The organism is Streptomyces sp. NPDC056580 (assembly GCF_042793175.1).
In the GTDB taxonomy this organism is placed as follows: Bacteria; Actinomycetota; Actinomycetes; order Streptomycetales; family Streptomycetaceae; genus Streptomyces.
On sequence record NZ_JBHTVE010000005.1, the window covers coordinates 88,228 to 102,071 of the forward strand.

The following is a 13,844-nucleotide window of genomic DNA, read 5'->3' on the forward strand; positions in this document are numbered from 1 at the left end:
AGCGACGCGACGGATACGCGGAGTACGAGGTGTGACCTCGTACGGGGGACGGAGTCCGTCAACCACCGTACGTCCGGCTCACCCGTCCCGCAGTGCCATCGTCATCGCCTCCACCGCGAGCAGCGGGGCCACATTGCGGTCCAGGGCGTCACGGCAGGCGGCGATCGCCTCGATACGGCGCAGGGTCGACTCCGGGCTGCTGCCGCGGGCCAGCCGGTCCAGGGCGTCCTGCGTGTCGCCGTTGGCGATGGCGACCCGGGAGCCGAGCTGGAGGGCGAGGACGTCGCGGTAGAACCCGGTGAGGTCGCCGAGGGCGACGTCGAGGCTGTCGCGCTGGGTGCGCGTTCTGCGGCGCTTCTGCATCTCCTCGAGGTCCTTCACCGCCCCCGCCGTGCCGCGCGGCAGCCGGCCGCCCTGGGTCGCGCCCAGCGCCGCCTTCAGCTCCTCGGTCTCCTTGCCGTCCATCTCCTCGGCGAGCTGCTTGGCGTCCTCGGCGGCCGCGTCGACCAGTTCCTGGGCCGCTCGCAGGCAGGCCCCGACCTCGTCCAGGCGCAGCGGGAGCCGGAGCACTGCGGCCCGGCGCTCGCGGGCCGCGGGGTCGCTGGCCAGCCGGCGGGCCCGGTCGGCGTGGCCCTGGGTGGCGCGGGCGGCGGCCATCGCGGCCTCGGGTTCGATGCCGTCACGGCGTACGAGCATGTCGGCGACGGCTTCGACCGAGGGCGTGCGCAGGTTCAGGTGGCGGCAGCGGGAGCGGATCGTGGGCAGGACGTCCTCGATCGAGGGAGCGCACAGCAGCCACACCGTGCGGGGCGCGGGCTCCTCCACGGCCTTGAGGACGGCGTTCGCCGACTTCTCGTTCAGCCGCTCGGCGTCCTCGACCAGGATGATCTGCCAGCGGCCGTTGGCCGGGGCGGTGTACGACTTGCGGACCGTGTCGCGCATGTCCCTGACCAGGATCTCGGAGCCCACGGCGGCGACCGCGCTGACGTCGGCGTGGGTGCCGAGCAGCGCGGTGTGACAGCCGTCGCAGAAGCCGCAGCCGGGGGTGCCGCCGAGGGCCCGGTCCGGGCTCACGCACTGCAGGGCCGCGGCGAAGGCCCGCGCCGCCTGGTTCCGGCCGGCGCCGGGCGGGCCGGTGAACAGCCAGGCGTGCGTCATCCTCGACGCCTCGGGCGGTGGCTGGTCCGCGGCGGCGGCCGTGACGAGGGCGTCGGCGTCCCGCGCGGCGCCGTCGAGCACCGCGCTCACCTTGTCCTGTCCGACGAGGTCGTCCCACACGGTCATGGGTCACGCCGTCCTTCCGTCGCACTGCGCGTCACGCCCTCCATTGTGCGGGCGGGCACTGACAACGACGGCGGCGCCCGCCGGTACCCCGTGGGGTCCGGCGGGCGCCGCCCGGTGTTCCTCGTCCGGCGGGCCCGTGCGGCGGGCCGCCGCACCGGTGCTCAGCCGCGCCGGCCGCCGCGGCCGCGCCGCCCGCGGGACTGGTCGTCACCGGACTCGTCCCGGTCCGGCTCCCGGTCGTCGTAGGACCCGAGCAGCTCGTCCGCCAGCGAGGGCAGGTCGTCCAGCGGGGTCTCCTCGGCCCAGTCGGGCCGGGGGCGGCGGGGGGTGCCCTCGGCGTCGATCTGGGGCATCTCACGCGTGCGGTCCTCGGCGCCGTCGGGCCGGGCGGGGCCGCGCTCGTCCCGGAAGAAGCCCGGCGGCACCCGGTGCGCGGGGTCGTCGCCACGGACCGGCGGCAGCACGGCGGTCTCTTCCGCGGACACGCGCGGCAGCACGGCGGTCTCTTCGGCGGACACGCGCGGCAGGACCTCGGTCTCGTCCACCGGGCGCGGGGTCACCGGCGGCAGCACAGCCGTCTCGTCCGCGGCGCCGGAGGCGACCGGCGGCTGCGGCAGCTCGGCGGTCACCTCGGAGTCCGGGACACGGTCTGCCGCGCGGGAGTCCTCAGCGGGCTCCTCGCGCACCGGCCGCAGCACGGCCGTCTCGTCGTCGCCCGGGGAGACCACGGGCGTGGGCACCGTCTCGGCCGCGCCCGGGGACACCACCGGCGTCGGCACGGCCGCCGGGTCGGGCGTCGTGCCCGGGACCTTGGGCCGCGGCGTGCTGGAGCGGCGCACCGCGGTGTCGGCCGCCGCGGCGGCCTCGGCCGCCTGCCGGCGGGCCTCCTCAGCGCGCAGCAGTGCCTCCTCGGCCTTGCGCTGCTTCTCCAGGCGCTGCGCCTCCTCCTCGGCGCGCAGCCGGGCCTGCCGCGCTTCCTCGTCGGCGCGCAGCCGGGCCTCCTCCTCGGCCTGTCGGCGCCGGCGCTCCTCCTCGGCCCGGCGGCGGGCCTCCTCCTCGGCGCGGGCCTTCTCCTCGGCGAGCAGGCGCTGCCGCTCCTCCTCGGCCCGGCGGGCGGCCTCCTCGGCCCGCTGCCGGGCCTCCTCCGCCTGCCGTTCGGCCTCGCGGCGCTGCGCCTCCTCCAGCTCGCGCCGCTTGCGCTCCTCCTCCTCGGCGCGCAGCTTGGCGAGCTGCTCCTGGCGCTCACGCTCCAGACGCTCCTCCTCGGCCTTGCGCGCGGCCTCCTCCTCGGCCTTGCGGCGCGCTTCCTCCTCGGCCTTCTTGCGCGCCTCCTCCTGGGCCTTGATCTCGGCCTCGGACAGCGGCAGCACGGTGTCGAGGCGGTGCCGGATCACGGTGGTGACGGCCTCGGGCTCCTGGGCCGCGTCCACGACCAGGTAGCGGCCGGGGTCGGAGGCGGCCAGGGTGAGGAAACCGGCCCGCACGCGCGCGTGGAACTCGGCCGGCTCCGACTCGAGCCGGTCGGGCGCCTCGGTGAACCGCTCGCGGGCGGCCTCCGGCGAGACGTCCAGCAGGACGGTGAGGTGCGGGACGAGTCCGTTGGTGGCCCACCGGTTGATCCGGGCGACCTCGGTCGGGGACAGGTCGCGGCCCGCGCCCTGGTAGGCGACGGACGAGTCGATGTACCGGTCCGAGATGACGACCGCGCCGCGCTCCAGGGCGGGCCGTACGACGGTGTCGACGTGCTCGGCGCGGTCGGCCGCGTACAGCAGCGCCTCCGCGCGGTGCGACAGGCCGGCCGAGGACACGTCCAGCAGGATCGAGCGCAGTCGCTTGCCGACGGGGGTGGCGCCCGGCTCGCGGGTCAGCACGACCTCGTGGCCCTTGGCGCGGATCCACTCCGCGAGGGCCTCGGCCTGGGTCGACTTGCCCGCGCCGTCGCCGCCCTCGAGGGCGATGAAGAATCCGCCCGCCGCCTGCGTGGTGACCGGGTCGTCGCCGCCGAGCAGCGCGTCCTTGAGGTCGTGGCGCAGCGGGACGCCGGAACGGTCGTCGGCCTTGGCCAGGACGATCACGGCGACCGGCAGCAGCAGCGCGCCGACCAGCATGAGCGTGAACGAGGCCCCGCCGTGCGCGAAGACGAACTTGCCGTTCTCCAGCCGGTGCGGGCCGATCAGGCCCGCGACGACGGGGGCGATCAGGGCGCCGAGCGCTATGAAGACGCGGACGACCGCGTGCAGGTGCTCGGTGGTGCGCCCCCTGCGGTACTCCTCGGTCTCCTGGTCCAGCAGCGCGTGCCCGGTGTTGGCGGCGATGCCCGCGCCGACGCCGGCCAGCGTGACGATCAGCAGCACGGTGGTGACGTCCGGGACCAGGCCGGCGGCCAGCAGGGCGACGCCGGTGAAGGCGATGACGAGGGCGAGCAGGCGGCGGCGCGAGAGCGACGGCAGCACCGACGGCGCGGTGCGGATGCCGACGGCGACTCCGCCGGTCAGGCCGAGGACCAGCAGGCCGTAGAGGACCGGGCCGCCGCCCAGGTCCTTGGCGTGCAGCACGCACACCGCGGCGGCGGCGGCGACGGCTCCGGCGACGGCGGCGCAGGCCGTGACGAGCAGCGGGATGGCGCCGGTGCGGCCCTTGTCGACACCGGTGCCGGTGCGCGGGCGGCGCAGCCCCTCCAGCGGGGACCGCGCGCGCGGGGTGCGCGTGTCGGGCAGTTCCAGGGAGGTCAGCACGGACAGGGACGCGGCGAACAGACCGGCCGCGACGTAGGAGCCGAGGGCCGCCTGGTGCTGGTCGAACCAGGCCACGCCGGTGCCGAGCAGGTTGTTCAGCAGGGCGGCGACGACCAGGACGGCGGCGGCCAGCGGGACGGCCAGGAAGGCGGTGCGCAGCGCGAGCCGGCGCAGCGCGTCCAGGTGGTCCGGCAGCGGCCGTACCGTCGCCCCCTCCGGGGGCGGGGCGGGCAGCAGCGCGGGGGCCGCGCTCTCCCGGCACACCGTCCACAGCCGCTCGGCCACGCCGGTGACGAACACGGTCACCAGCAGGACGGCGGGCGCGTCGGACGGGACCCAGTCGATCCACAGGGGCGCGACGATCAGCAGCGCGACCCGCAGGCCGTCGGCGCCGACCATGGTCCAGCGCCGGTCGAGCGGACCCTCCTGGGCGGTGAGCGTGGTCAGCGGCCCGAGGAGGACGGCGCCGAAGAGCAGGGTGGCGAGGATGCGCGCCGCGAAGACGGTCGCCACTGCGAAGGCCGCGCCCCGGTACCCGCCGCCGAAGGATCCCTCGGCAATGGCCGCCTGGAGGACGAGGACGATCAGCACCAGGAGGGCGAGGCAGTCGCCCACCCCGCCCACGAGCTGCGCGCTCCACAGGCGCCTCACCTGCGGTCGCCGCAGCAGTGAGCGGACGGCGCGCTCGCGGGAGTCGGCGACCAGGTCGTCGTCCGGTGCTGGGGTGGGGGCCGTTGGCTGGTCGGCTCGCGTCATGCGTTCAGCCTATCCGCAGGCGCCGACACCACACCCACCACTTCTGACGTGTGCACGCCCCGACACCGAAGTGGTGCCGGGGCGCTCGTTTCGCGAAGACGGGGACCGGCCGGAGTGGCCCTCCGGCCTGCCCGCGGGGTGTCAGTCCTCCGTGCCCGGAGCCGTCGCCTTCGAGGCCGTCGCCTTCTTGGCGGTGGTCTTGGCGGCGGTCTTCTTCGCAGTGGTCTTCTTGGCGGCCGCGGTGGTCTTCTTGGCCGCCGTCTTCTTGGCGGCCGTCTTCTTCGCGGGAGCGGCCTTCTTGGCCGTGGCCTTCTTCGCGGGACCCTTCGCCCGCTTCTCGGCGAGCAGTTCGAAGCCGCGCTCGGGGGTGATCGCCTCGACGCTGTCGCCGGAGCGCAGGGTCGCGTTGGTCTCTCCGTCGGTGACGTACGGCCCGAAGCGGCCGTCCTTGACCACGACCGGCTTGCCGGAGACCGGGTCCTCGCCCAGTTCCTTCAGCGGGGGCTTGGCCGCGGCCCGGCCACGCTGCTTGGGCTGGGCGTAGATCGCCTGCGCCTCCTCCAGCGTGATCGTGAAGAGCTGCTCCTCCGCCTGCAGCGAGCGCGAGTCGGTGCCCTTCTTCAGGTAGGGGCCGTAGCGGCCGTTCTGCGCGGTGATCTCCACGCCGTCGGCGTCGGTGCCGACGACTCGCGGCAGCGACATCAGCCGCAGCGCGTCCTCGAGGGTCACCGTGTCCAGCGACATCGACTTGAAGAGGGAGGCCGTCCGCGGCTTCACCGCGTTCTTGCCGGTCTTCGGGGTGCCCTCGGGGAGCACCTCGGTGACGTAGGGGCCGTAGCGGCCGTCCTTGGCGACGATCTGGTGGCCGCTCGCCGGGTCGGTGCCCAGCTCGAAGTCGCCGCTCGGCTTGGCCAGCAGTTCCTCGGCCAGGTCGACGGTCAGCTCGTCCGGCGCCAGGTCGGCCGGGATGTCGGCGCGCTGGTGCTGCTCGGTGTCCTTCTCGCCGCGCTCGATGTAGGGGCCGTAGCGGCCCACCCGCAGCACGATCTCGTTGCCCACCGGGAAGGAGGACACCTCGCGCGCGTCGATCGCGCCCAGGTCGGTCACCAGCTCCTTGAGGCCGCCGAGATGGTCCCCGTCGCCGTTGCCGGCGTCGGCCGCGCCGCCCGTGGCGCCCGCGGCGAAGCCGCTGTCCGGCGCCGTCTCGCCGAAGTAGAACCGCTTCAGCCACGGCACGGCACGCGCCTCGCCGCGGGCGATGCGGTCGAGGTCGTCCTCCATCCGGGCGGTGAAGTCGTAGTCGACGAGCCGGCCGAAGTGCTTCTCCAGCAGGTTGACCACCGCGAACGACAGGAAGGACGGCACCAGGGCCGTGCCCTTCTTGAACACGTAGCCGCGGTCGAGGATCGTGCCGATGATCGACGCGTACGTCGACGGGCGGCCGATCTCGCGCTCCTCGAGCTCCTTGACCAGCGACGCCTCGGTGTAGCGGGCCGGGGGCTTGGTGGCGTGGCCGTCGACCGTGATCTCCTCGGCGGACAGCGCGTCGCCCTCGGCCACCTGCGGCAGCCGGCGCTCGCGGTCGTCCAGCTCGGCGTTCGGGTCGTCGGCGCCCTCGACGTAGGCCTTCAGGAAGCCGTGGAAGGTGATCGTCTTGCCGGACGCGCTGAACTCGACGTCCCGGCCGTCGGCGGCGGCGCCGCCGATCTTGACGGTCACGCTGTTCCCGGTCGCGTCCTTCATCTGGGAGGCGACGGTCCGCTTCCAGATCAGCTCGTACAGCCTGAACTGGTCGCCGGTCAGGCCGGTCTCGGCCGGAGTGCGGAAACGATCGCCCGAGGGCCGGATCGCCTCGTGCGCCTCCTGCGCGTTCTTGACCTTCCCGGCGTACGTACGTGGCCGCTCCGGCAGGTAGTCGGCGCCGTAGAGCTGGGTGACCTGGGCGCGGGCGGCCGAGACGGCCGTGTCGCTCAGCGTCGTGGAGTCCGTACGCATGTACGTGATGTAGCCGTTCTCGTACAGCTTCTGCGCGACCTGCATCGTCGCCTTGGCGCCGAAGCCGAGCTTGCGGCTGGCCTCCTGCTGCAGCGTCGTCGTACGGAACGGGGCGTACGGCGAGCGGCGGTAGGGCTTGGACTCGACGGACCGCACGGAGAAGCGGGTGTTCTCCAGCGCGGCGGCGAGAGCGCGGGCGTTCGCCTCGTCGAGGTGCAGGGTGTTCGCGCCCTTGAGCTGTCCCAGGGAGTCGAAGTCACGGCCCTGCGCGACCCGCCTGCCGTCGACGGTCTGCAGCCGTGCGACCAGTGACGACGGGTCCGAGGGGTCTCCGGCGCGCCCGGTGGCGAAGGTGCCCGTCAGGTCCCAGTACTCGGCGGAGCGGAAGGCGATGCGCTCGCGCTCGCGCTCGACGACGAGCCGGGTCGCGACGGACTGGACGCGGCCGGCCGACAGGCGCGGCATGACCTTCTTCCACAGGACCGGCGAGACCTCGTAGCCGTAGAGACGGTCGAGGATGCGCCGGGTCTCCTGGGCGTCGACCATGCGCTGGTTGAGGTCGCGCGGATTGGCGACGGCCTCGCGGATCGCGTCCTTGGTGATCTCGTGGAAGACCATCCGCTTGACCGGGACCTTGGGCTTCAGCACCTCGAGGAGGTGCCACGCGATGGCCTCGCCCTCGCGGTCCTCATCGGTGGCGAGGAAGAGCTCGTCGGAGTCCTTCAGCAGGTCCTTGAGCTTCCTGACCTGCGCCTTCTTGTCCGCGTTGACGACATAGATCGGCTCGAAGTCATGCTCGACGTCCACGCCGAGCCGGCGCACCTCGCCCGTGTACTTCTCGGGTACCTCCGCGGCGCCGTTGGGAAGGTCGCGGATGTGCCCCACGCTCGCTTCGACTACGTAGCCGGGGCCCAGGTAGCCCTTGATCGTCTTCGCCTTGGCAGGCGACTCGACGATGACGAGTCGGCGGCCGCCTTGTGCGGTCTCGCTGGTCGGGGACAACTTCGCTCTTCTCTCCGGTCGACGCCGGCCACTCCCCCGGCGTTCGTTCCCGGGGTCGCGGCGTGCTTCTGGCTCGTGTGACGCTGCGGAGTGTGACGGTACATCCCGCCCCCGTGTCAAACGGGAAAAGCCCACAACGGCCACTCGAACGGTAACCCGACTACCGGTATTCCTGCCGCCCGGACTCCGCGGCGGCCCCCGCTCCCCTGTCCGGAGCGTGACGCTCCCACTACCGGGGCGGCACGACGGCCCCCGACGTCAGAGGCGGGTCAGGCAGTACGCGGCGAGGCCCAGCGCGACGACTCCGGCGGCCCCGGCGAGGGCGGCCGATGCGACCGGGTTCACACCGAGGGCGACCGGCTCGCGGTGCCGCACCCGGGTGCCGGTCCACACCAGCAGAGCGCCTCCGAACAGGGCGAACACAAGTCCCGCCAAGATCGCCGGTCCGCTCTCCATGCTCCCGCCCGCCCTTCCGCGCCGACCGCCGTACCCAGCGCGTGGAGGGTGGCACCCGCGAGAGACGGGCGGGCGACATCGGGGTGAACGGACACCCGCCGGTTCACCCGACATGCGAGCGAGTGGGCCTTCGCTGGAGCGGGACCATATTTTTCCGGCCGTTTTCCCGGCGCCGGAAAGGTTCCGGCCCTTGCCACCGGCATACGACGCTCCGGACGCTGCTACGGCGGCCCGACGAGCTGCGATACGGCCGCTGCTCCGGCGGCCCGCCGGGCGGCGCTACGGCCGCTCCTCCAGCGACCCGCTGACGGCGCTACGGCCGCTGCACGCGCGCCGTCGGCGGCCGTTATCGCAGGCGAGGCGAACCGCTGCGGTCGGCGACCGCCTCGCCCGCCGTCGGCCGGTCAGCCCGCCGGCTCCAGGAAGCCCTGCTCGACCAGCAGCCGGATCTGCGCCGGCGTGCGGTCGCGCAGCAGGACCGCGTCCTCACCGACGAGCTGGGCGATCGCGTCCAGGATGCGGCCGGCGCTCAGCGTGCCGTCGCACACGCCGGCGAAGCCCGCGCCGACCGTGTCGACCTTCGTGGCGCGGCGCATACCGCGGTGCTGGCGCAGCACCACATGCTCCGGGTCCTCGGCGCCAGGCAGCCCGACCTGCTCCTGGACCACCTCGGCGGTCAACCGGAAGCGGCCTTCCAGCAGGGCTGCGTCGTCGTGGTCCCGGAGATAGTCGAGACGCTCGAAGTGCGCCCGGATCGCCTCCCCGAGCGGCTGCTCCACCGAGTGCGGCCACTCCTCCACGGTGATCGAGGGCTCCGCGGCCCCGGTCCTGCGCAGGGTGATCCAGCCGAAGCCGACCGCCTTGACCTTGCGGGCCTCGAACTCGTCGAGCCAGGCGTCGTAGCGCGCCTGGTAGTCCGCCGGGTCGCCGCGGTGGTCGCCGGCGTCCCTGAGCCACAGCTCCGCGTACTGCGTGATGTCCTGCACCTCGCGCTGCACGATCCAGGCGTCGCAGCCGCGCGGCACCCACGACCTGAGTCTGTCCTGCCAGTCCTCCCCCTCGACGTGCTGCCAGTTGGCGAGGAACTGCGCGAACCCGCCCTCGTTCAGCCGTTCCCCCGCCTGCTGAACGAGCGAGCGGCACAGATCGTCCCCGCCCATGCCGCCGTCGCGGTACGTCAGCCGCGCGCCGGGCGAGATCACGAAGGGCGGGTTCGACACGATCAGGTCGAAGGTCTCGTCGTCCCGGACCGGCTCGAACAGCGAGCCCTCGCGCAGGTCGGCGGCGGGCGCGCCGGAGAGCGCCAGGGTGAGCGCGGTGATGTGCAGCGCGCGCGGGTTGACGTCGGTCGCCGTCACGCGCGTGGCGTGCGAGGAGGCGTGCAGCGCCTGGATGCCGGAGCCGGTGCCGAGGTCGAGGGCGGAGGCCACGGGCGTGCGCACGGTGATGCCGGCCAGGGTCGTGGAGGCGCCGCCGACGCCCAGGACCACTCCCTCGTCGCGCTGGCCGATGCCGCCCGCGCCGCCGACCGCGCAGCCCAGGTCGGAGACGATGAACCAGTCCTCGCCGTCGGGGCCGCCGTAGGGCCGCACGTCCACGGTCGCGGCGACCTCGTCGCCGCCCACGGAGCTGAGCCAGCCGGCCTCCAGGGCCTCCGCGACCGGCAGGACGGCCGCCACGCGCGCGTGCGGCACCGGTTGCTGGAGCAGGAAGAGGCGGACGAGCGTCTCCAGCGGCGTGTCGCCGCGGGTGGCCCGGAGCGCGGGCACCGTCTCACTGCGGGCCAGCGCCGCGTAGGCCGGGGCGCCGAGCAGATCGAGCAGCCCGTCGGCGGTGAAGGAGGCGGCGAGCAGGGCGTCGCGCAGGCGTGCGGCGGTGCCGGGCCGGTCGGTGGCGGGCAGGGGGGCGAGGCCGGAGTCAGTCACGTCCCCATTGTGTCCCGGCCCGGCCGGGACGGGCCGCCTCGGCACGGGTCCGGGCACCGCCCCTGTCCACCGGTCCGGAGCGCTCGCCGGGACACGGGGTCCGGCCGACGCAGGACGCCGGATCGTGGGCACCGGCCCACGCCGCCCGCCCGTCGGGGGACCGGCACCGGCCGGCCGCGGTGGCCGGATACCGGGGCGGTCGGCCTTGGCGGACGGGCCGGGCGGCGAAGGCGGTCGGACGCCGGTCGCACGCCTGGGTCACCCGGATGCCGGGGGCGGCGGCCGCCGAGTCCGGGGTCAGCCGGCCGTGGCCGGCGCCGGGGCGGAGGCCGACGCGGCCACCTTGCAGCTCGGCTGCTTGGCGATCGCGTCCTTCACATCGCCCTGCTCGAGCCGCTTCAGCGCCTCGGTGCCGCTGTTGCTCTGCTCACCTATCTGCTTCGTCTGGTCGGCCACCTCGTGCAGGCCGTTGGCGAACTTGCCCTGGTCCTCGGTGTCGAGCCCGTCGACCTTCTTCTTCAGGTCGCCGTAGGCCGTGGCGAGACCGGCGAGGTTCTTGGCGGCGTCCTTCTGCCGCTTGGCGCCGCCCTCGACCCCGGGAGGCGCGCCGGCGCTGTTGATGGCGGCGGCCAGCCCCTTGTAGCCGTCGGCCATGTCCTGGAAGGCCGAGGCGTACGTGCTCTTGGCCGTCTTCGGCGGCAGGTTGCTGTCCGTGGCTATCTTGGCGATCGAGGCGTTCGCCTCCCTGATCTTGGCGTCCTGGGCGGGCACCGCGTCGCACACCGTCTTGGCCCAGGCGACCAGTTTGGGATCGGGCCCGCTGTCCTTGCTGCTGCATCCCGACAACGCCGCCACCAGTACCGCACCGCCGGACAGTGCGGCCGCGAGCTTCTTGTTCACCGGATCGGTCCCTTCCATGGCTCTCGGCCCCCGGAATCTACACGGCATACCGACGGCCACCCCATGCCGAAGGACCCGGAAGTCATCTTTTGTGATTCTTTGCACCACGGGAGAGAAGGCTCACCACCCGGCCGGCGCCGCACACGCGGCGGGCGGGCGGCACGTCAGTACGTGCCGCCCGCCCGCCCGTTGCGCAGGCCCGTTGGAGGCGTGCTAGGAAGCCACCGCCGCGTCCGGTGAGTTGGAGACGCGCTCGGCGCTCTCGTCGTCGCCGACGGCGATCCCGCGCCGCTTGGAGATGTACACCGATACGACGATGACCAGCAGCGCGAGGATAGCGATCCCGATCCGCACGCCGAGGTTCCGGTCCTCGCCGTAGGAGAACTTGATCACCGCGGGCGCGATGAGCAGCGAGACCAGGTTCATGACCTTGAGCAACGGGTTGATCGCCGGCCCCGCGGTGTCCTTGAACGGGTCACCGACCGTGTCGCCGATCACCGTGGCGGCGTGGGCCTCGCTGCCCTTGCCGCCGTGATGGCCGTCCTCCACGAGCTTCTTGGCGTTGTCCCAGGCGCCGCCGGAGTTGGCGAGGAACACCGCCATGAGCGTGCCCGCGCCGATGGCGCCCGCCAAATAGGAGCCCAGCGCGCCGACACCGAGCGTGAAGCCGATGAAGATGGGCGCCATGACGGCGAGCAGACCGGGGGTGGCCAGCTCGCGCAGGGCGTCCTTGGTGCAGATGTCGACGACCTTGCCGTACTCGGGCTTCTCGGTGAAGTCCATGATCCCCGGCTTCTCACGGAACTGCCGTCGCACCTCGAACACCACCGAACCGGCCGAGCGGGACACGGCGTTGATGGCGAGTCCGGAGAAGAGGAAGACGACCGCGGCGCCCGCGATGAGGCCGACGAGGTTGTTGGGCTGCGAGATGTCCAGTGACAGGCTCAGCGGCGAGCCGGGACCGGTGAGTTTCGCGCCGACGTCCTGCACGTTGGTGGTGATGGCGTCCCGGTACGAACCGAAGAGCGCCGATGCCGCGAGGACGGCGGTGGCGATGGCGATGCCCTTGGTGATGGCCTTGGTGGTGTTGCCCACCGCGTCCAGGTTGGTGAGCACCTGCGCGCCCGCGCCCTCGACGTCGCCGGACATCTCCGCGATGCCCTGCGCGTTGTCGGAGACCGGCCCGAAGGTGTCCATGGCGACGATCACGCCGACCGTGGTGAGCAGCCCCGTGCCGGCCAGGGCGACCGCGAACAGCGCGAGCATGATCGAGGTGCCGCCGAGCAGGAACGCGCCGTACACGCCGAGCCCGATGAGCAGCGCGGTGTAGACGGCCGATTCCAGGCCCACCGAGATGCCGGAGAGGACGACGGTTGCCGGGCCCGTGAGGGAGGTCTTGCCGATGTCCCTGACCGGGCGGCGGGTGGTCTCGGTGAAGTAGCCGGTGAGCTGCTGGATCACGGCGGCGAGCAGGATGCCGATCGCCACCGCCACGAGGGCGAGGATCCGCGGGTCGCCGCTCTTGCCGCGGATCGCCACGTCGGTGACGCCGTTCAGGCCGGAGTACTTCCCGGGCAGGTAGACGAAGACCGCGACCGCGACCAGTGCGAGCGAGATCACCGCGGAGATGAAGAAGCCGCGGTTGATCGCGGTCATGCCACTGCGGTCGGCCCGGCGCGGCGCGACCGCGAAGATGCCGATCATGGCGGTGAGCACACCGATCGCGGGCACCAGCAGCGGGAAGGCGAGCCCCGCGTCGCCGAAGGCGGCCTTGCCGAGGATCAGCGCGGCCACCAGGGTGACGGCGTACGACTCGAAGAGGTCGGCAGCCATGCCCGCGCAGTCGCCGACGTTGTCGCCCACGTTGTCGGCGATGGTCGCGGCATTGCGCGGATCGTCCTCCGGAATGCCCTGCTCGACCTTGCCGACCAGGTCGGCGCCGACGTCGGCGGCCTTGGTGAAGATGCCGCCGCCCACTCGCATGAACATGGCGATCAGGGCGGCGCCGAGGCCGAAGCCTTCCAGCACCTTCGGCGCGTCGGCCGCGTACACCAGCACGACACAGGAGGCGCCCAGCAGGCCGAGCCCCACCGTGAACATGCCGACGACGCCGCCGGTGCGAAATGCGATCTTCATCGCGGTGTGCGAGACGGTGGTGAGATCCTTCTCGGGTTCACCCTCGCCCGGAGTCGCTTCCCGGGCCGCGGCGGCGACGCGCACATTGCTGCGCACGGCGAGCCACATGCCGATATAGCCGGTGACCGCCGAGAACACCGCACCGATCAGGAAGAACACCGATCTTCCGGCACGCTGATTCCAGTCGTCCGCGGGCAGCAGCAGGAGCAGGAAGAAGACGACTACGGCGAATACGCCGAGCGTGCGGAGTTGCCGGGCGAGATAGGCCTTGGCGCCTTCCTGGACCGCTTCGGCGATCCGCTTCATGCTCTCGGTGCCCTCGCCCGCCGCCAGCACCTGGCGCACCAGGACGCCCGCGACCGCGAGCGCGGCCAGGGCGACGGCCGCGATCACCGCCACGATGATCCGGTTGTCGTCCGTGAGTACCGCGGCCGCGAGAGTTGTGGGGTGGCCAAACTGATGAGGGGTAGAAAGCCCCGCCATTCGTCCTCCTTGACGCTTGGGCTGAGCTCAAGATGTGGACGGATTGTAGGTACCCCAGAGTGATCTAAACAGGGGACGGTAAACGGAATTCGCCGCCATGCGCTCTTCAGCAAAAGATCGAGTTGCCGCCATGGAACCCGAAAGTGGTAACGCCTCAAAGGCGTTGACGGAC

General features: G+C 72.9%; 7 protein-coding genes. All 7 read right to left on the minus strand.

Annotation, left to right across the window (positions count from 1 at the left end; genetic code table 11):
* Positions 1-78: 78 nt before the first annotated feature.
* The gene (locus ACFQ9Z_RS11755) at positions 79-1,284 is read right to left on the minus strand and encodes a DNA polymerase III subunit delta' (protein ID WP_383014728.1); all 1,206 of its coding nucleotides are present in this window, start codon (positions 1,282-1,284) and stop codon (positions 79-81) included.
* Positions 1,285-1,445: 161 nt separating this feature from the next.
* A complete protein-coding gene (gene tmk, locus ACFQ9Z_RS11760; protein ID WP_383014731.1) occupies positions 1,446-4,775 on the minus strand; it encodes a dTMP kinase in 3,330 nt (1,109 codons plus the stop codon).
* A gap of 141 nt (positions 4,776-4,916) precedes the next feature.
* Positions 4,917-7,772 carry a type I DNA topoisomerase gene (gene topA / locus ACFQ9Z_RS11765; protein WP_383014734.1) on the minus strand — a complete coding sequence of 952 codons (2,856 nt, stop codon included), beginning with the start codon at positions 7,770-7,772 and terminating at the stop codon, positions 4,917-4,919.
* A gap of 258 nt (positions 7,773-8,030) precedes the next feature.
* On the minus strand, positions 8,031-8,228 hold the full coding sequence (locus ACFQ9Z_RS11770) for a hypothetical protein (RefSeq protein ID WP_383014737.1): 198 nt from the start codon (positions 8,226-8,228) through the stop codon (positions 8,031-8,033).
* A gap of 404 nt (positions 8,229-8,632) precedes the next feature.
* A complete protein-coding gene (locus ACFQ9Z_RS11775) occupies positions 8,633-10,153 on the minus strand; it encodes a methyltransferase (protein ID WP_383014740.1) in 1,521 nt (506 codons plus the stop codon).
* Positions 10,154-10,450: 297 nt separating this feature from the next.
* On the minus strand, positions 10,451-11,053 hold the full coding sequence (locus ACFQ9Z_RS11780; RefSeq protein ID WP_383014743.1) for a small secreted protein: 603 nt from the start codon (positions 11,051-11,053) through the stop codon (positions 10,451-10,453).
* Between the two features lie 213 nt (positions 11,054-11,266).
* Positions 11,267-13,672, minus strand: a complete 2,406-nt coding sequence (locus ACFQ9Z_RS11785; RefSeq protein WP_383014746.1) for a sodium-translocating pyrophosphatase — start codon at positions 13,670-13,672, stop codon at positions 11,267-11,269.
* Between the last annotated feature and the right edge of the window lie 172 nt (positions 13,673-13,844).

Coding starts and splice junctions, on each gene's coding strand:
- ACFQ9Z_RS11785 (WP_383014746.1), bottom strand. CDS start 13,672: ATGGCGGGGCTTTCTACCCCTCATCAGTTTGGCCACCCCACAACTCTC.
- tmk (WP_383014731.1), bottom strand. CDS start 4,775: ATGACGCGAGCCGACCAGCCAACGGCCCCCACCCCAGCACCGGACGAC.
- ACFQ9Z_RS11770 (WP_383014737.1), bottom strand. CDS start 8,228: ATGGAGAGCGGACCGGCGATCTTGGCGGGACTTGTGTTCGCCCTGTTC.
- ACFQ9Z_RS11755 (WP_383014728.1), bottom strand. CDS start 1,284: ATGACCGTGTGGGACGACCTCGTCGGACAGGACAAGGTGAGCGCGGTG.